Origin of the sequence: Variovorax stachyos, assembly GCF_051400855.1 — a bacterium.
Lineage (GTDB): Bacteria > Pseudomonadota > Gammaproteobacteria > Burkholderiales > Burkholderiaceae_C > Variovorax.
On record NZ_JBLFFN010000005.1, the window covers coordinates 346,986 to 363,678 of the forward strand.

Below are 16,693 nucleotides of genomic sequence, written 5' to 3' on the forward strand. Positions count from 1 at the left end.
CTTTCGGATTCAGTGCACCGGCTCGAGCCGCTCGCCCGAGTCCGCGCGGAAAAGATGCAAATGCGCGCTGTCCACGCCCAGGCGCACCTGGTCGCCCGGACGCACGCTGACACGTTCGCGCAGCACACAGGTGAGCCTGGTGCCTCCCGCATCGGCAACGAGGTGCGTCTCCGAGCCGGTGGTCTCCACGACCTGCACCCGCGCCTGCAGGCCCGCGTCGTCCAGCCGCAGGTGCTCGGGCCGCACGCCCAGCGTAAGGGTCTGGCCGCTCGTGGCCGGCACGCGGGGCACGGCCCAGTGGTTGCCCGCGTCGTCCGCGACGCCCTGGCCGTTGACCTTGGCGGGAAGCAGGTTCATCGCCGGCGAGCCGATGAAGCTGGCGACGAAGACATTGCGCGGCCGGTCGTACAGCTCCAGCGGCGTGCCCACCTGTTCCACCACGCCGTCGTGCATGGCCACGATCTTGTCGGCCATCGTCATCGCCTCGATCTGGTCGTGCGTGACGTAGACGGTGGTGGCGTTCAGGCGCTGGTGCAGTTCGCGAATCTCGGTGCGCATCTGCACGCGCAGCTTGGCGTCCAAGTTGGACAGCGGTTCATCGAACAGGAAGACCTGCGGATCGCGCACGATGGCGCAGCCCATGGCGACGCGTTGGCGCTGGCCGCCGGAGAGCTGCTTGGGCAGCCGCGCCAGCAGCGGCTCCAGCCCGAGGATCTTGGCCGCTTTCGCCACGCGCTGCTCGATATCCTGCTGCGGCGCATGGCGCAGTTTCAGCGAGAACGCGAGGTTGTCCGCCACGGTCAGGTGCGGGTACAGCGCGTAGTTCTGGAACACCATGGCGATGTCGCGCTCCTTGGGCGGCAGGCCGTTCATGCGGCGCCCGCCGATGCGGATCTCGCCGGCATCGATGCGCTCCAGCCCCGCGATCATGCGCAGCAGCGTGGACTTGCCGCAGCCCGAGGGACCGACCAGCACCACGAATTCGCCGTCACGGATGTCGATGCTCACGCCCCGGATCACCCGCGTGCTGCCGAAGGACTTGGCTGCGTCCTGGATTTCAACTGTTGCCATTGAGGAATTCCTTGTTCAAAAGGGATGGTGTCGTCGCGCGAAATCGGCCGCGTGCCGCAATGCCGCCGCAGCCGCAGGCACACGGCTTTGCATCTTCATGAAGCCGTGCGGAACGCCCGGCACCTGTGCTCGCTCATCCCGCTTGCCAGGCGGTCTTCAGCCGCGTGTGTTCATGCAGGTAGCGGCCTACGGCCGCGTCTTGCAATTCGGCCGACTCTTGCAGTAGCGCCAGAGCCGCGCCAAGAGCGTCGGCGTCGCAGGCCTCCAGCAGCAGCACCCAGCGCGCCGGCGCCTGCAGGTCCTTGCGACCCTTGCTTTCGGCGGTGGACTGGCCCGACATGCCGGCGTCGGAGCCCAGCAGGTGCGCACCGCTGATGCGCGGCAGCCGCGCAGCAGCTTCCAGCGCCGAGGTGAGGCGCGGCACCACGTCGTCCACCGCCTCGTCCGCGATATCGAAGCGCACGGTCAGCATCGCGCCACCCGAGCCCACGCCGTGGCTGGTCACCACGCGCGTAAGCGAGCGCGTGGTCGTCTGGAAATGTGCCGTGGCCGAACGCGTCCAATCCGAGGGATCGTTCAGGCGCGCCAGGTAGTCGCTGCCCTGGAGAACCTGGAAGCTCCACGTTTCGTACAGGGTGAAGAACTCCGGCTGCGTCGCTGCGTCGGCGGCACGATAGCGGCGCCCTCGCACAAAGCCTGGAATGCCCACGCGCTCGGGCATGTGCTCGTGCAGATGCCAGGCGTAAAACTCCGCGCGCCCGGCCTCGGCGATATCGTTCCAGATAGCCACTGCACCTTCACCTGCCAGCATGGGTCTGCTCCTCGGATGTTGTGGGCGCGGCCTCACGCAGGTTGAGCGCGACTTCGCCGATCCCTTCGAAAACACAGCGCAGCCGCTCGCCAGGCCGCGCACGATGGACGCCGGTATGCGAACCGGCCAGCACGAAAGTCCCGGCCGCCAGGGCCTGGCCGCGCCGCGCTAGATGGTTGGCGAGCAGGGCGACCGCGAGAAGCGGGTCTCCAAAGGGATTGCCGCCCTGCTTGTCAGCCACGGGCGCGTCGTCGGCCCACAGCGTCACGCGCAGCTTGTCGAACTCCAGCGTGCGCCAGTCGCGCAACGGCGCACCGAGCACCACCGCGCCGTGGCCCATGCAGTCCGCCACGATGTGTTCGCGCGGCGAGGCGAACCTGGCCGGCAGCCGGCTGCACAGCAACTCGAAGGCCGGCATGACAGCGCCCATGGCTGCCATCACGTCGTCGCGCGTGCAGCCGCCGAAGGGCAGGGGGTGGTCGATGCGCAAGGCCAGTTCGCATTCGACGCCGTCGCGCAGCAGCGCGGTGTCCGCGAGGACGGTGTCGGAAGCCATACAGCCGATGTCGAACAGGGGCGCCGAGATCACCTCGGCGGCCGGCGATATGCCGGAATCCACATGAGCGGCGTTGCCGCAATGAAAGTGGCTGGCCTGCCCGGAGGGAATCGAACCCCCGACATTCGGCTTAGAAGGCCGATGCTCTATCCAACTGAGCTACGGGCAGTGAGAAGGTGCGCGATTTTACGGTGCGCCGGCACCGCGTCGGCGGCGGCCGACAGGGTCTGAGGAGTTTGCCCGAGGCGTCGCCTCCGCATCGGGCGCCAAGGTGCAATTCCAGACGGAGTTCCACACATGACTACCAACACCACCCGTGCGACGCCCAACGAGGAACCGGAAATTGCCTTCGAGGAATCGATCCCCCTCGACGGCCCGGATCCCGTGGGCGAGAAGATGATCGAGGACCTGGGTCGCGGCAAGCGGGCCGAGAAGGATCCGCCATCGCCGCCGCCCGAGCCGATGCCGGATCAGTTTCCGGCCAGCTAAGGGCGTGCCGGTGAAGCATTGGCGGCGATCCGGCAATTGGGGTACCTTCCGGCCATGAGCACGAAAGCTGCGCGTCGCGAGTATCTCCAGGCGGTCGCCGAGTTCGAGCGGGCCTGCCGGACCTTCGCTCAAGGCATGGAGCGGGTGCTCGACCCGCCGGCGCCCGCCGCAGCCGGCCTCTTCGGGCCTAGGAAGCCGGTAAAGCGCGCAGCACGCATCTCGCGGGCGATCGAGCGCGCAAGAAAGGCCTGAGCGTGGAGGAGTTCGGTCCACCGACAAGCAAAACGCCGGCACAGACCTGAGTCCATGCCGGCGTTCACTTGGTTGTTGGTCGGGGCGAAAGGATTCGAACCTTCGACCCTCTGCTCCCAAAGCAGATGCGCTACCAGGCTGCGCTACACCCCGACGAGCCTGCGATTCTAGCCTGCGCCGGGCCGTCCTACGCCCTCAGCGACGTTCGTACTGCTTCTTGCCGAACAGGACCTCGCGTTCCTTGTCGCCCGTGATGGGCTGTCGCAGGTCCGCCAGCACCTTGACGCCGCGCTGCACGGCGGGCCGGGCGGCGATGCCCTCGAACCACTTCTTGAGGTGCGGGAAATCGGTCAGCACGATGCCCTGGCCCTCCCAGTTGCGCAGCCACGGGAAGATGGCGATGTCGGCAATCGAGTAGCTGTCCCCGGCGATGAAGGCATGGTTCGAGAGCTGCTTGTCGATCACGCCGTACAGCCGCCGCGCCTCATTGGTGTAGCGGTCGATCGCGTAGGGGATCTTCTCGGGCGCGTAGAGCCGGAAGTGATGGGCCTGGCCGAGCATCGGGCCGACGCCGCCCATCTGGAACATCAGCCACTGGAGCACCTCGTAGCGCTCCCGGTCGCTCGCAGGCATGAAGCGGCCGGTCTTGCCCGCCAGGTAGACCAGGATGGCGCCCGACTCGAAAAGCGATATCGGCTTGCCGTCCGGGCCCTCGGGGTCGGTGATGGCCGGGATCTTGTTGTTGGGGCTGATCTTGAGGAAGCCCGGCTCGAACTGGTCGCCCTTGCCGATGTTGACGGGGTGCGCGCGGTAGGGCAGGCCGCACTCCTCCAGCATGATGTGGATCTTGTGGCCGTTGGGCGTGGGCCAGGAATAGACGTCGATGGGGGCTTGGGGCATGCGAGGGTTCCACGGATGAAAGACGGCCGGCCAGCATAGCGGGCGGCGGTCTTTCATGCAGGGCGCCTGCCGGAAGCCGGCCGCCGCCGTGCCGCCATTCAGGCCGTGACCGCGCTCGGCGCCAGGTGCTTGTGGATCAGCGCGACCGCCGCGGCGCCTTCGCCGATGGCGCCGCCCACGCGCTTGACCGAGCCCGAGCGCACGTCGCCGACGGCGAACACACCCGGCACGCTGGTTTCCAGCGCGGCGGCAGGGCGGGCCGGAAAACCGCCGCGCGCCGCCTCGCCCGTGAGCACGAAGCCATGCTTGTCGACCGCGACCCCGCAGCCCTCGAGCCAGTCGGTTTCCGGCACGGCGCCGATGAACAGGAAGATGTTGCGGGCCGGGCACTGGTACTCGGCGCCGGTCTGGCGGTCGCGCCAGCTGGCACCGTTGAGTCCCGATTCGGGCTCGCCATGCAGGTGGATCAGCTCGGTGTACGGATGGAGCTCGATGTTGGGCGTGGCCTCGATGCGATCGATCAGGTAGCGCGACATGGTCGCCGCGAGCGACGGGCCGCGCACCAGCAGGTTGAGCTTGCTCACATGCTGTGAAAGGAAGACCGCAGCCTGGCCCGCCGAGTTGCCGCCGCCGACCAGGGCCACCTCCTGCTGGGCGCACAGCTTGGCTTCCAGCGCGGAGGCCCAGTACCAGATGCCGCGGCCTTCGAAATCGGCCAGGCGCGGCACTTCGGGGCGGCGGTAGCGGGCGCCGCTGGCGATGACCACGGTCCTCGCGCGCAGCCGCCGGCCGTCGGCGAGGCGGACCGAGATCTCGCCGCGGCTTTCGGCGGCGCTGCAGTCCATGGAGGCGGCCTGCGCGGGGATCAGCATCTCGACGCCGAACTTCTGCGCCTGGACGAAGGCGCGGCCCGCCAGGGCGCCGCCAGAGATGCCGGTCGGAAAGCCCAGGTAGTTCTCGATGCGCGCGCTGGCGCCGGCTTGGCCGCCGAAGGAGCGGCAATCGATGGTCATCACGCGCAGGCCTTCGGAGGCTGCGTAGACGGCGGTTGCGAGGCCCGCCGGACCGGCGCCCACCACCAGCAGGTCGAACAGGTCGTCGTGCGCGACGGAGTCGACCATGCCGAGGCACAGCGCCAGGGCGTTCTCGCTCGGGTTGGAGACGACCGAGCCGTCGGGGCAGACCACCAGGAGCTCGGCCTCACCGTATTGCTCCAGGAGGGCCTGGGCATCGGCGTCCTGCGTGGCGTCGACCACGTGGTAGGGGTGGCCGTTGCGCCGCAGGAAGTTCTGCAGCCGCAGCAAGGGGGCCGATTGCGGCGGCCCGATCAGCACCGGGCCGCTGCCGCCCGATTCGATCAGCGCGACGCGGCGCAGGATCATGGCGCGCACCAGGCGCTCGCCGAGGTCGGCCTCCGCGATGATGAGCGCACGCAGCTGCTCGGGCGGGACCAGCAGGGCTTCGACATCCTCGTCCGCATGGCCGTCGACGAGGGCAGGGCGGCCCGAGAGCTGTGCGATCTCGGCCAGGAACTGGCCGGGCCCCTGGCGCTCGATGGGCACCACGCGGCCCAGCCCGTCGCGTTGCGTGATCGCCACGATGCCCTCGAGCACCACGAACATGCCCGGGCCGGGTTCGCCGGCACGAAAGAGGCAGTCGCCGGTCGCGTAGCGCCGCGGGGTACCGAAGCGCCGGACGCGCTCGATATCGGCTGCGGCCAGCGTCGGAAACATCTGGTGGCGGCGGGTTTCGATGGTGCTGGAGGGGGATTCGGCCGTCATTTACAAAAACTCCTGGAAGCGGATCGCCTGGCATTAGACGCCCAAAGTCCGGGCTCGCGCGACACGTCATGCAACTGCCATCGGAGTGACACGCGTGTTTCACTGCGGGCTCACAGACTCCGTCGGCAGAAAGGGTTCCCGCATGAAAGAACTGCCCACGCCGACGTTTCCGTTCTCGCAGCTGGGATTGCGCGCCGCCCTGTGGCCAGCCCAGGGCCGCACGCCGGCGACCGTTCCCGTGCCTGCGGCACCCGTCACCCTGCCGGAGGCGATCGACGCCGGCCGCGGCGGCATCAGCGTGAGCTGGGCGCGCCACCAGGACGACGTTCGTGCCGCGCAGCGCCTGCGCTATGCCGTGTTCGCCGGTGAAATGGGTGCGCGCCTGAACACCACGCTCGAAGGCCACGACGTCGACCTGTTCGACGACTTCTGCGAGCACCTGCTGGTGCGCGACGAGGCCACGCGCCAGGTGATCGGCACCTACCGCGTGCTGACGCCCGCCCAGGCCCGCCGCGTGGGCAGCACCTACAGCGACACCGAATTCGACCTGACGCGCCTGCGCGACCTGCGCGAGCGCATGGTCGAGCTGGGCCGCAGCTGCGTGCATGCCGACCATCGCCAGGGCGGCGTGATCCTCGCATTGTGGGGCGCGCTCGCGGCCTTCATGAACCGCAACAAGCTCGACACCATGATCGGCTGCGCCAGCATCCCGATGTGGCTCAACGGCGTGACCAGCGGCGACGCCGCCGCCAGCATCTGGCGCCAGCTCTCGGCCACGCACATGGCGCCGATCCAGTACCAGGTGCAGCCGCGCCTGCCGCTGCCGGTGCACCGCCTCGATGGCGACCTGGACATCGAGCCGCCGGCCCTGATCAAGGGCTACCTGCGGCTGGGTGCCAAGGTGCTCGGCCCGCCGGCCTGGGATCCGGACTTCAACACCGCCGATCTGCCGATGCTGATGCGCATCGAAGACCTGCCGGCGCGCTACCGCAAGCATTTCCTGGGCAATTGACAGCGTCGGGAGAGCGTCACACAGTTGTCATGGAAGTGTCACGAAGTCCTTCGACACTGTGACGTTCTCGCATGCGACCATTCCTGTGACCGTTGCTCCAGACAATTTCGCTTCTTCACCTGCCCTCGCCGACAGCCCGCCTGTCGCCGTGGGACCATCGCTGAGCCTGCTCGATCGCGACCACAGCATCCTGGCCTTCAACGAGCGCGTGCTCGACTGGGCCTACCGGCCCGAGGTGCCCCTGATCGAGCGGCTGCGCTATCTCTGCATCGTCTCGTCCAATCTCGACGAGTTCTTCGAGGTCCGCATGGCGCCGCACCTGGCCGCCCATACCGCCGGCGACCGCAAGGGCAACTACACCGTCGATTCCTTCGCCCGCCTGTCGGAGGCAGCCCATACCCTGGTGGGCCGGCAGTACGCGCTCTACAACGGCGAGCTGATGCCGACCTTCGCGAAGGAAGGCATCCACGTCATCTCGCATGGCGAGCGCAATGCGGCGCAACGCAAATGGGTGAGCGACTATTACGAGCGCGAGGTCCGGCCGCTGCTGATTCCCGTCGGGCTCGATCCGGCCCATCCCTTTCCACAGGTCGCCAACAAGTCGCTCAACTTCATCGTGCGGCTGAGCGGCAAGGACGCCTTCGGCCGAGAGAACCCGATCGCCATCGTCAAGGTGCCGCGGGTGTTGCCGCGCATGATCCCGATGCCGGCCAAGGTGTCCGGCGGCAAGAAGCTGTTCGTCGCGCTCTCGAGCATCGTGCGGGCGCACCTGCAGGGCATGTTCCCGGGGCGCGAGGTGGGCGACTTCTCGCAGTTCCGCGTCACGCGCCATTCCGACCTGGCGGTCGACGAGGAGGACGTCAAGAACCTGCGCACCGCGCTGCGCCAGGGGCTGCAGCATCGTCACTTCGGGCAGGCCGTGCGGCTGGAAGTCTCGGCCAGCTGCGCAGAATCGCTGGCGAGCTTCCTGCTCGCGCAGTTCGACCTGCCGCCGGAGGCGCTCTACCGGGTGCACGGCCCGGTCAACCTGGCGCGGCTCACGCAGCTGATCGATCTGCTGGAGGAGCCGCAGCTTCGCTTCGCGCCCTACCAAGGGTCTTATCCGGTCTCGCTGTCGCCGGGGCAGTCCTTCTTCGAGCGGCTGCAGGCCGGCGATGCGCTGATCCACCAGCCTTTCGAGAGTTTCGAGGGCGTGCTCGCCTTCCTGCGCGAAGCGGTGCAAGACCCGCAGGTGCTCGCGATCAAGCAGACCATCTATCGCACCGGTGCCGATTCCGAGCTCATGGAGCTGCTGCGCGAAGCGGTCCGCCGCGGCAAGGAGGTCACGGTGGTGGTGGAGCTCAAGGCGCGCTTCGACGAGGAAGCCAATATCAACTGGGCGGAGATGCTCGAGTCGATCGGCGCCCAGGTGGTCTACGGGGTGGTGGGACTGAAGACCCACGCCAAGATGCTGCTGGTGACGAGGCGCGAGGGCAAGTCGATGCGGCGCTACGGCCACCTCTCCACGGGCAACTACAACCCGCGCACCGCCAGGCTCTACACCGACATCAGCCACCTGACCGCCGACCCGCTGCTGACGGCCGACATGGAGGCCGTGTTCGTGCACATGGCCAGCCAGAGCCGGCTGCCGAAGCTCAACCGGATGTGGGTGGCGCCTTTCGACCTTCACCGCAACCTGATTGCGCGCATCGATGCGTTGGGGGCGGCAGCTGCGCGCGGCGTGCCCACACGCATCGTCGTGAAGATGAACGCGCTGACGGACGAGGCCCTGATCGCCTCACTGGTCAGCGCCGGCCGCAAGGGCGTGAAGATCGACCTGATCGTGCGCGGCGCCTGCACCCTGCCGGCGCTGGTGCCGGGCCTGACGGACAACATCCGCGTGCGCTCGGTGATCGGCCGCTTCCTCGAGCATTCGCGGGTCTTCTATTTCCGCGAGGGCGAGGACGAGGCGCTCTACCTGTCGAGCGCCGACTGGATGAACCGCAACATGATGCGGCGCATCGAGCTGGCCTGGCCGGTGACCGACCCGGTGCTGCGCCAGCGCCTGATCGACGAATGCCTGGTGGCCTACCTGCACGACGGCCGCGATGCCTGGGACCTCGGCCCCGACGGCAGCTACCGCCGGGTGAACCACGACACGCACCAGGCAGAAGAGGAGGGTGCGCCACGCGCCGTCCAGGCGCACGGTGCGCAAACCGCGCTCATGGTCCGCTATTCGGCACGAGGCCGCAGCCGGGCCGCCTCGCGCGTGTGAGGCCTTCCATGGACCTGATCTTCTGGCGCCATGCAGAAGCCGAGGACTGGACCGAAGGCTGCGACGACATGCTGCGGTCGCTGACGCCGCGTGGCGAGAAGCAGGCCAAGCGCATGGCGGCCTGGCTGGACCGGCAGTTGCCCGAGGGCACGCGCGTCGTCTGCAGCCCGGCGCGGCGCTGCGAGCAGACGGTGCTCGCGCTCGGCCGCAAGTACAAGCTGCGCAGCGAGCTCGCACCCGACACCACGCCCGACGCGCTGCTGGGCGTGGCCGGCTGGCCCAACGGCAAGTCGGTGGTGCTGCTGGTCGGGCACCAACCCTCGCTGGGCCAGGCGATCTCGCTGCTGCTCGGGCTGAAGCAGGACAGCTGCCCGGTGCGCAAGGGTGCTGTCTGGTGGATCCGCACGCGCGAGCGCGACGGCGACGTCCAGACCGTGGTGGTGACGGTACAGTCGCCCGAATTGTTGTAGACAGGCGGCGCAAGCTGCCTTGCGCCCGCGTTTCAGCAGCCTTCGAGCTGGAGCCGCCACGGCGTCTTCTGCCAGGCCAGCACTTCCTCGCGCAGCAGGTGGGCCGATTGCGGATAGGTCTCCGACCAGCCGCTGCGGCATGTCAGGATGAAAAGGCGGCTGTCGGCGCGCACCAGCCGCAGCGCCTGCAGATCCGGGTCGCGCCGTGCATGGCACAGGATCACCGCCAGCCGCAGCGCCAGCAGCTGTGGCACGAAGGTCTCGTCGTCCAGCGCAGCCTCGAGCTTGCGCAGCTTGCCCCGGTGCCCCAGCACCAGCTGGCTGAGCCAATGCATCTCGTTGACCGCGAAGCCGGGCGCATCGGTGTTGTCCAGGATGTAGGCTCCGTGCTTGTGGTAGTCGCTGTGCGAGATGTGAGTGCCGATCTCGTGCAGCTGCGCGGCCCACCCGAGCTTGCGCAAGGCGCGCCCGGCGCGGCTGGTGGTGCTGGCGCCGCGCGAAGCCGGCTCCAGCTGCAGGAACAGCGCCGCGGCCGTCTCGCCGACCCGCCGCACCTGTGCCGTGTCGACGGCGAAGCGGCTCGCCAGACGCGCAACGGTGGCGGCGCGCAGGTCGGCCACGCTCTCGTCGCGCTCGAGCAGCTCGTACAGCACGCCGTGGCGCAGGGCGCCCTGCGCCACCCTCATTTCCTCGAGCTCGAGCAAATCGAAGACGGCCCGCAGGACGCTCACGCCGCCGCCGATCACCGCCTTGCGGTCTTCCCGCATGCCCTCGATGCGCAGCCGGTCGGCGCTGCCGGCCTTGAGCAGGCGGTCGACCAGCCAGTCCAGCCCTTCGCGCGTGATCAGGCCGGGCTCTCCGCCGGCGGCCGCCAGCACGTCGCCGACCGCGCCGATGGTGCCCGAGGCGCCGTAGACCACGTCCCAGCGGTCGGGCACGTAGGTGCCGAGCGCTTCGTCCAGCACTGCCTTGGCGGCGACCTCCGCGGCCCGGAAGGCGCCGGTGGTGAACTGGCCCTCGGGAAAATGCTTCATCGACCAGGCGACGCTGCCGACCCGGTACGACTCCGTCACGGTCGCTTCCAGCCCCGTGCCGATGATCATCTCGGTCGAGCGGCCGCCGATGTCCACCACCAGCCGCCGCTCCCGGTTCGAGGCATCGGTATGGGGCAGCAGGTGCGCCACGCCCTGGTAGATGAGGCGAGCTTCCTCGCGGCCGGTGATGACGTCGATGCCGAAGCCCAGGATGGTGCGCGCGCGCAGCAGGAATTCGTCGCGGTTGCGGGCTTCTCGCAGCGTCTGGGTGGCCACGGCTCGGACCTGCGAGCGCTTGAAGCCTGCCAGCCGCTCGCCGAAGCGGGCGAGGGCGTCCCAGCCGCGCTGCATGGCCTCGGGTGTGAGATTGCGGGCCGCGTCCAGGCCGTTGCCCTGGCGGACGGTCTCCTTCAGGTATTCGGCGCGATGAATCTGGCCATGGTCGACCCGGCCGATTTCGAGCCTGAAGCTGTTCGAGCCGAGATCGACCGCGGCGAGGCGGGTTCCGTTTTGCATGTCGAGATGGAGAAGCCCTGGGCCCTGATCGTAGCCTCATGGCCACCCGATACTGCGTAGGCAGGCGCCGCAGCACGAGCCCCCGAGGCTAGGCAGGGCCCATGACGTTTGTGTGACATCGTCATAGAATTCGGCGCCGACCATGGCCAATCTCCCCCTGAGGAGGGTGTCATATTCATGTCACACAAGCTTCCTAGAGTCGCTGCCAAGTCCCCGGTAAAGGGGTTCTTTGCACATCCAGAAGGAAGCTCATGAAAACGACGTTCAAGTTTGCAGCCGCCGGCCTGTTTGCCGCGGCCCTGGCCCATGTCCCAGTCTTTGCCCAGGAAGCCACGGGCGCAGGCGCAAGCTTCCCGGCGCCGCTGTACTCCAAGTGGGCCTCCGATTTCAACAAGGCGACCGGTGCCAAGATCAACTACCAGTCGGTGGGTTCCGGCGCCGGCATCAAGCAGATCGATGCCAAGACGGTGGACTTCGGCGCTTCCGACATGCCGCTGACCGACGAAGACCTCAAGGCCAAAGGCCTGCTGCAGTTCCCCACCGTCATCGGCGGTGTGGTTCCCGTGGTCAACATCCAGGGCATCAAGCCTGGCGAGCTCAAGCTCAGCGGCCAGGTGCTCGGCGACATCTACCTGGGCAAGATCACCAAGTGGAGCGACCCGGCGATCAAGGCGCTGAACGGCTCGCTCGCGCTGCCCGACGCGACCATCGCCCCGGTGCGCCGCGCCGATGGTTCCGGCACCACCTTCCTGTTCACCAATTACCTGAGCAAGGCCAACCCGGACTGGAAGGCCAAGGTCGGCGACGGCACCGCCGTGAACTGGCCCACCGGCGCCGGCGGCAAGGGCAACGAAGGCGTTGCCCAGTTCGTCAGCAAGCTGCCCAACTCGATCGGCTACGTCGAGTACGCCTACGTCAAGCAGAACAAGATGACCTATGCGCAGATGCAGAACGCTGCCGGCAAGTTCGTCACACCGGACGATGACGCCTTCAAGGCGGCGGCCGCCGGCGCCGACTGGTCCAAGACCTTCTACCAGGTGCTGACGAACCAGCCCGGCGAGCAGTCGTGGCCGATCACCGGTGCGACCTTCATCCTGATGCACAAGACGCAGGACAAGCCGGCGCAGGCGACCACCACGCTCAAGTTCTTCGACTGGGCCTACAAGAACGGCGACAAGACCGCAGCCGACCTCGACTACGTGCCGATGCCCGACAAGGTGAAGGGCATCATCGCCACGGCCTGGGGCGAGATCAAGGACGCGTCGGGCAAGCCCGTCGCCGTCAACGTCAAGTAAGCGAGCCGGCGCGTCATGAGCACACCGCTCGAGCACGCGCCGATTTCGGAGCGACCTGTGTCATCCAGTTTCCCCGCTGCCGCGAACCCCCTCGACCTGCCGGCCGATGGCGCACGCGCAACCAACAGCCCGCCTCCCGTCAGGAAGCCGCGCACCGGCGCCACCGTCGATCGCCTGTTCGGCATGGCCGCCAGGGGTGCCGCGCTGCTGACGCTGGCGATGCTGATCGGCATCCTGCTGTCGCTCTTCGCGGGTGCCTGGCCTGCGATCTCCAAGTTCGGCCTCGGCTTCCTCACCAGCAGCGTGTGGGACCCGGTCCAGAACGAGTACGGCGGCCTGGTGATGATCTACGGCACGCTCGCCACCTCCCTGATCGCCCTGATCATCGCGGTGCCGGTGAGCTTCGGCATCGCGCTGTTCCTGACCGAGATGTCGCCCGCCTGGCTCAAGCGACCGCTCGGCACCGCGATCGAGCTGCTGGCCGCGGTGCCTTCGATCGTCTACGGCATGTGGGGCCTGCTGGTGTTCGGTCCGATTCTCTCGACCTATGTGCAGCAGCCGCTGCAGAAATTGTTCGACGGGGTGCCTTACCTCGGCGCGCTGGTGTCCGGCCCGCCGGTGGGCATCGGCATCCTGTCCGCCGGGATCATCCTGGCGATCATGATCATCCCGTTCATCGCCTCGGTGATGCGCGACGTGTTCGAAGTCACGCCGCCGCTGCTCAAGGAGTCGGCCTACGGCCTCGGCTCCACGACCTGGGAAGTGGTCTCCAAGGTGGTGCTGCCCTATACCAAGGCCGGCGTCATCGGCGGCATCATGCTCGGACTCGGGCGCGCCCTGGGCGAAACCATGGCCGTCACCTTCGTGATCGGCAACACCAACCAGCTGAACTCGCTATCGATGTTCGAGGCGGCCAACAGCATCACCTCGGTGCTGGCCAACGAGTTCGCCGAAGCCGGCGCCGGCCTGCACCAGGCCTCGCTGATGTATCTCGGCCTGGTGCTGTTCTTCATCACCTTCGTGGTGCTGTCGCTGTCGAAACTGCTGCTGCAGCAGATGCAGAAGAGTGAGGGCAAGAAGTCATGAGCCGCAGGGCCGTTCCCAAGGCGAATACCGTAGCGCGCAGCGCGGAGGTTTTTTTATGAGCACAGCGGAACGCCTGCTGAGCGCCAAGGCACTCAATGAAATGCGCGCTGCCAGGTTCGCGAGCCGCAAGCGCGTCAACATCATCGCGTTGTCCCTGTCGATGGCCGCGATGGCCTTCGGCGTGTTCTGGCTGGTCTGGATCTTGTGGGAAACGCTGCGCCTCGGCGTGGGCGGCCTGGCGATCGCCACCTTCACCGAGATGACGCCGCCCCCGAACGAGGCCGGCGGCATCGCCAATGCGATCTTCGGCTCCCTGGCGATGGTGCTGTTGGCCACCTTCGTCGGCACGCCGATCGGGATCATGGCAGGCATCTACCTGGCCGAATACAACACCAAGGGCTGGCTGGCGAGCGTCACGCGCTTCGTCAACGACATCCTGCTGTCGGCACCCTCGATCGTCATCGGCCTGTTCGTCTACGCGATCGCGGTGGCCTACTTCAGATCCTTCTCGGGCCTGGCCGGCGCGATGGCGCTGGCGCTGATCGTCATCCCCGTCGTGATCCGCACCACCGAGAACATGCTGCAGCTGATCCCGCCCGGGCTGCGCGAAGCCGCCTACGCGCTCGGCACGCCGAAGTGGCGGGTGATCATGAGCATCACGCTGCGCGCGGCGCGCGCCGGGGTGGTCACGGGCATCCTGCTGGCGGTGGCGCGCATCGCGGGCGAGACCGCGCCGCTGCTCTTCACCGCGCTCAACAACCAGTTCTGGACCGCCGACATGACGCAGCCGATGGCCAGCCTGCCGGTGACCATCTTCAAGTTCGCGATGAGCCCCTATGAGAACTGGCAGCAGCTGGCCTGGGCCGGCGTGTTCCTGATCACCGTCGCGGTGCTGGCGCTCAACATCCTCGCTCGCGTCCTGACTCGCAACAAACTCTGAACACCATGCCATCCACCATCGCTGTACAGCCGTCCCCCGCGAAGATCTCGGTCAAGGACCTCAACTTCTACTACGGCAAGTTCCACGCGCTCAAGGGCATCAACCTCGAGATCCCCGAGAACAAGGTCACCGCGTTCATCGGCCCCTCGGGCTGCGGCAAGTCGACGCTGCTGCGCACCTTCAACCGCATGTTCGAGCTCTATCCGGAGCAGCGCGCCGAGGGCGTGATCGCGCTGGACGGCGAGAACCTGCTGACTTCCAAGCAGGACGTGGCGCTGATCCGCGCCAAGATCGGCATGGTGTTCCAGAAGCCGACGCCGTTCCCGATGTCGATCTACGACAACATCGCCTTCGGCGTGAAGCTGTTCGAGAACCTGAGCGCCTCCGAAATGGACGACCGCGTGGAGTGGGCGCTCAAGAAGGCCGCGCTCTGGACCGAGGTGCGCGACAAGCTGCAGCAAAGCGGCTCGGGCCTGTCGGGCGGCCAGCAGCAGCGGCTTTGCATCGCCCGCGGTATCGCGATCAAGCCCGAGGTGCTGCTGCTCGACGAGCCCTGCTCGGCGCTGGACCCGATCTCCACCGCCAAGATCGAGGAGCTGATCGCCGAGCTGAAGAACGAATACACGGTGGTCATCGTGACCCACAACATGCAGCAGGCGGCGCGCTGCAGCGACTACACCGCCTACATGTACCTGGGCGACCTGATCGAGTTCGGCGCGACGGAAGAGCTGTTCTTCAAGCCCAAGCGCAAAGAGACCGAGGATTACATCACCGGCCGTTTCGGCTGAAAGGAGCGTCATGACCGAGAAACACCTCTCCAGCCAGTTCGACAGCGAGCTGAACGCGGTCTCGTCGCGCGTGATGGAACTCGGCGGGATGGTCGAGTCCCAGATCAGCCAGGCCGTGTATGCGTTGGCACAGTTCGACTCGGAGTCGGCCAATCGGGTGATCGAGACCGAGATTCGCGTCAACGCGATGGAGATCGAGATCGACCGCGAGCTGTCCTCGATCATCGCGCGGCGCCAGCCGACGGCGCGCGACCTGCGCCTCCTGATCGCGATCTCGAAGACCACCGCCAACCTCGAGCGCGTGGGCGACGAGGCCAACAAGATCGCGCGCATGGTCAAGAAGATCATCGAGAGCGGCTCGGCGCGCGCGCTGCCCTCCACCGAGCTGCGCGTCGCGGCCGACCTGGCCTCGGGCCTGCTGCGCAAGGCGCTCGACGCCTTTGCGCGCCTGGACACCGCCGCCGCGCTGTCGATCCTCAAGGACGACGACCTGATCGACCAGGAGTTCGACGGCTTCGTGCGCAAGCTGGTCACCTACATGATGGAAGACCCGCGCACCATCTCGGCCAGCCTCGACCTGCTGTTCCTGGCCAAGGCCATCGAGCGCATCGGCGATCATGCGAAGAACATTGCCGAGTTCATCATCTACATCGTCAAGGGTGCCGACGTGCGACACACTTCGATGCAAGATATCGAGTCGGCCCTGCAATAGGCTTTCATTTCCATCAATGAAGAAACCCCGCGTCCTGATCGTCGAAGACGAGTCCTCGATCGCTGAGCTGATCGCCGTCAACCTGCGCCACAACGGCTTCGAGCCGATCTGGGCGGAGGACGGCGCGGCGGCGCAGCGCGAGATCGACGCCTATCTGCCCGACCTCGTGCTGCTCGACTGGATGCTGCCGGGCCAGAGCGGCCTCCAACTGGCGCGCCAGTGGCGCAAGGACCCGCGCACCAAGAGCATGCCGATCCTCATGCTGACGGCGCGCGGCGACGAGCCCGACAAGGTCGCCGGGCTCGACGCGGGAGCCGACGACTACATCACCAAGCCCTTCTCCACGCAGGAGATGCTGGCCCGCATCCGCGCCGTGCTGCGGCGCCGCGCGCCCGAGGTGGTGACCGAGCGCGTCGAGATCGGCGAGCTGGTCCTCGACACCGCGACGCACCGCGTGACGTGGCAAGGCATGCCGCTGAAGGTGGGGCCGACCGAGTTCAAGCTGCTGGGCTACCTGATGCAGCACGCCGAGCGCGTGCACAGCCGCGCCCAGCTGCTGGACAAGGTGTGGGGCGATCACGTCTACATCGAGGAGCGCACGGTCGATGTGCACGTCAAGCGCCTGCGCGAGTCGCTCGGCGCTGCGGCGCCGATGGTCGAGACCGTGCGCGGCGCGGGCTATAGACTCACGGCCCAGGTCACGGTGTGAAGGGCTCGCCGGCGAGC

Annotated in this window: 17 protein-coding genes and 2 tRNA genes; 11 read left to right on the plus strand and 8 right to left on the minus strand. The window is 67.5% G+C overall.

The features are described from left to right. Nucleotides 1-9 precede the first annotated feature (9 nt). From ACMGEZ_RS12095 to ACMGEZ_RS12110, 4 genes are all read right to left on the minus strand, one after another. The gene (locus tag ACMGEZ_RS12095; protein WP_436822504.1) at nt 10-1,071 is read right to left on the minus strand and encodes an ABC transporter ATP-binding protein; all 1,062 of its coding nucleotides are present in this window, start codon (nt 1,069-1,071) and stop codon (nt 10-12) included. 133 nt (nt 1,072-1,204) lie between these two features. Next, nucleotides 1,205-1,882, minus strand: a complete 678-nt coding sequence (locus ACMGEZ_RS12100) for a hypothetical protein (protein ID WP_436822505.1) — start codon at nt 1,880-1,882, stop codon at nt 1,205-1,207. After that, nucleotides 1,869-2,501: a 2-keto-4-pentenoate hydratase gene (locus tag ACMGEZ_RS12105; protein WP_436822506.1), complete on the minus strand. Its 633-nt coding sequence runs from the start codon at nt 2,499-2,501 to the stop codon at nt 1,869-1,871. Before ACMGEZ_RS12105 ends, ACMGEZ_RS12100 begins: the two co-directional genes overlap by 14 nt. Before the next feature lie 29 nt (nt 2,502-2,530). Continuing rightward, nucleotides 2,531-2,607, minus strand: a tRNA-Arg gene (locus ACMGEZ_RS12110). A gap of 128 nt (nt 2,608-2,735) precedes the next feature. Here ACMGEZ_RS12110 and ACMGEZ_RS12115 point away from each other — a divergent pair. Continuing rightward, entirely contained in the window at nt 2,736-2,927 is a 192-nt protein-coding gene (locus ACMGEZ_RS12115) for a hypothetical protein (RefSeq protein WP_436822507.1), read from the plus strand. 54 nt (nt 2,928-2,981) lie between these two features. Then, nucleotides 2,982-3,179: a hypothetical protein gene (locus tag ACMGEZ_RS12120; protein ID WP_436822508.1), complete on the plus strand. Its 198-nt coding sequence runs from the start codon at nt 2,982-2,984 to the stop codon at nt 3,177-3,179. A 76-nt stretch (nt 3,180-3,255) separates the two neighbouring features. On the opposite strand, the gene ACMGEZ_RS12125 is transcribed toward ACMGEZ_RS12120, so the two are convergent. The 3 genes from ACMGEZ_RS12125 to ACMGEZ_RS12135 all read right to left on the minus strand — a co-directional run bounded on the left by ACMGEZ_RS12125 (nt 3,256) and on the right by ACMGEZ_RS12135 (nt 5,860). After that, nucleotides 3,256-3,332, minus strand: a tRNA-Pro gene (locus tag ACMGEZ_RS12125). A 42-nt stretch (nt 3,333-3,374) separates the two neighbouring features. Beyond that, nucleotides 3,375-4,079 (minus strand): glutathione binding-like protein, encoded by a 705-nt coding sequence (locus ACMGEZ_RS12130; RefSeq protein ID WP_436822509.1) that lies wholly within the window; start codon nt 4,077-4,079, stop codon nt 3,375-3,377. Nucleotides 4,080-4,177: 98 nt separating this feature from the next. After that, nucleotides 4,178-5,860, minus strand: a complete 1,683-nt coding sequence (locus tag ACMGEZ_RS12135) for an FAD-dependent oxidoreductase (protein ID WP_436822510.1) — start codon at nt 5,858-5,860, stop codon at nt 4,178-4,180. Nucleotides 5,861-6,002: 142 nt separating this feature from the next. Here ACMGEZ_RS12135 and ACMGEZ_RS12140 point away from each other — a divergent pair, with 142 nt between their 5' ends. The 3 genes from ACMGEZ_RS12140 to ACMGEZ_RS12150 are packed head-to-tail and all read left to right on the plus strand — an operon-like array spanning nt 6,003 to nt 9,596. Next, nucleotides 6,003-6,872, plus strand: coding sequence for a GNAT family N-acetyltransferase (locus ACMGEZ_RS12140; protein WP_436822511.1), 870 nt, complete (start codon nt 6,003-6,005; stop codon nt 6,870-6,872). Between the two features lie 58 nt (nt 6,873-6,930). Continuing rightward, complete coding sequence (ppk1, locus tag ACMGEZ_RS12145) at nt 6,931-9,126, plus strand: polyphosphate kinase 1 (protein WP_436822512.1); 2,196 nt, start codon at nt 6,931-6,933, stop codon at nt 9,124-9,126. Between the two features lie 8 nt (nt 9,127-9,134). After that, nucleotides 9,135-9,596, plus strand: a complete 462-nt coding sequence (locus ACMGEZ_RS12150) for a SixA phosphatase family protein (protein ID WP_436822513.1) — start codon at nt 9,135-9,137, stop codon at nt 9,594-9,596. A 32-nt stretch (nt 9,597-9,628) separates the two neighbouring features. Here the strand turns inward: ACMGEZ_RS12150 and ACMGEZ_RS12155 are convergent, their stop codons facing one another. Further along, nucleotides 9,629-11,146: a Ppx/GppA phosphatase family protein gene (locus ACMGEZ_RS12155; protein ID WP_436822514.1), complete on the minus strand. Its 1,518-nt coding sequence runs from the start codon at nt 11,144-11,146 to the stop codon at nt 9,629-9,631. Between the two features lie 251 nt (nt 11,147-11,397). On the opposite strand from ACMGEZ_RS12155, the gene pstS reads away from it, so the two are divergent. From pstS to phoB, 6 genes are read left to right on the plus strand one after another with little or no spacing between them, the layout of a single operon-like run. Beyond that, nucleotides 11,398-12,441, plus strand: coding sequence for a phosphate ABC transporter substrate-binding protein PstS (gene pstS, locus ACMGEZ_RS12160; protein WP_436822515.1), 1,044 nt, complete (start codon nt 11,398-11,400; stop codon nt 12,439-12,441). A 15-nt stretch (nt 12,442-12,456) separates the two neighbouring features. Then, a complete protein-coding gene (gene pstC, locus ACMGEZ_RS12165; protein ID WP_436822516.1) occupies nt 12,457-13,527 on the plus strand; it encodes a phosphate ABC transporter permease subunit PstC in 1,071 nt (356 codons plus the stop codon). A gap of 55 nt (nt 13,528-13,582) precedes the next feature. Continuing rightward, nucleotides 13,583-14,467, plus strand: coding sequence for a phosphate ABC transporter permease PstA (gene pstA, locus ACMGEZ_RS12170; RefSeq protein ID WP_436822517.1), 885 nt, complete (start codon nt 13,583-13,585; stop codon nt 14,465-14,467). A gap of 5 nt (nt 14,468-14,472) precedes the next feature. Then, entirely contained in the window at nt 14,473-15,255 is a 783-nt protein-coding gene (gene pstB / locus ACMGEZ_RS12175) for a phosphate ABC transporter ATP-binding protein PstB (RefSeq protein WP_436822518.1), read from the plus strand. Between the two features lie 10 nt (nt 15,256-15,265). Next, complete coding sequence (phoU, locus tag ACMGEZ_RS12180; RefSeq protein WP_436822519.1) at nt 15,266-15,967, plus strand: phosphate signaling complex protein PhoU; 702 nt, start codon at nt 15,266-15,268, stop codon at nt 15,965-15,967. A 16-nt stretch (nt 15,968-15,983) separates the two neighbouring features. After that, a complete protein-coding gene (phoB, locus tag ACMGEZ_RS12185; RefSeq protein WP_436822520.1) occupies nt 15,984-16,676 on the plus strand; it encodes a phosphate regulon transcriptional regulator PhoB in 693 nt (230 codons plus the stop codon). Nucleotides 16,677-16,693: the final 17 nt, after the last annotated feature.

What these genes read in the sequence shown, in the direction of transcription:
- ACMGEZ_RS12120 (WP_436822508.1), top strand. Translation starts at nt 2,982, where the DNA reads ATGAGCACGAAAGCTGCGCGTCGCGAGTATCTCCAGGCGGTCGCCGAG.
- ACMGEZ_RS12150 (WP_436822513.1), top strand. Translation starts at nt 9,135, where the DNA reads ATGGACCTGATCTTCTGGCGCCATGCAGAAGCCGAGGACTGGACCGAA.
- phoU (WP_436822519.1), top strand. Translation starts at nt 15,266, where the DNA reads ATGACCGAGAAACACCTCTCCAGCCAGTTCGACAGCGAGCTGAACGCG.
- pstS (WP_436822515.1), top strand. Translation starts at nt 11,398, where the DNA reads ATGAAAACGACGTTCAAGTTTGCAGCCGCCGGCCTGTTTGCCGCGGCC.
- pstA (WP_436822517.1), top strand. Translation starts at nt 13,583, where the DNA reads ATGAGCACAGCGGAACGCCTGCTGAGCGCCAAGGCACTCAATGAAATG.
- phoB (WP_436822520.1), top strand. Translation starts at nt 15,984, where the DNA reads ATGAAGAAACCCCGCGTCCTGATCGTCGAAGACGAGTCCTCGATCGCT.
- ACMGEZ_RS12135 (WP_436822510.1), bottom strand. Translation starts at nt 5,860, where the DNA reads ATGACGGCCGAATCCCCCTCCAGCACCATCGAAACCCGCCGCCACCAG.
- ACMGEZ_RS12155 (WP_436822514.1), bottom strand. Translation starts at nt 11,146, where the DNA reads ATGCAAAACGGAACCCGCCTCGCCGCGGTCGATCTCGGCTCGAACAGC.
- ACMGEZ_RS12130 (WP_436822509.1), bottom strand. Translation starts at nt 4,079, where the DNA reads ATGCCCCAAGCCCCCATCGACGTCTATTCCTGGCCCACGCCCAACGGC.
- ACMGEZ_RS12115 (WP_436822507.1), top strand. Translation starts at nt 2,736, where the DNA reads ATGACTACCAACACCACCCGTGCGACGCCCAACGAGGAACCGGAAATT.
- ACMGEZ_RS12140 (WP_436822511.1), top strand. Translation starts at nt 6,003, where the DNA reads ATGAAAGAACTGCCCACGCCGACGTTTCCGTTCTCGCAGCTGGGATTG.
- ACMGEZ_RS12095 (WP_436822504.1), bottom strand. Translation starts at nt 1,071, where the DNA reads ATGGCAACAGTTGAAATCCAGGACGCAGCCAAGTCCTTCGGCAGCACG.
- pstC (WP_436822516.1), top strand. Translation starts at nt 12,457, where the DNA reads ATGAGCACACCGCTCGAGCACGCGCCGATTTCGGAGCGACCTGTGTCA.
- pstB (WP_436822518.1), top strand. Translation starts at nt 14,473, where the DNA reads ATGCCATCCACCATCGCTGTACAGCCGTCCCCCGCGAAGATCTCGGTC.
- ACMGEZ_RS12100 (WP_436822505.1), bottom strand. Translation starts at nt 1,882, where the DNA reads ATGCTGGCAGGTGAAGGTGCAGTGGCTATCTGGAACGATATCGCCGAG.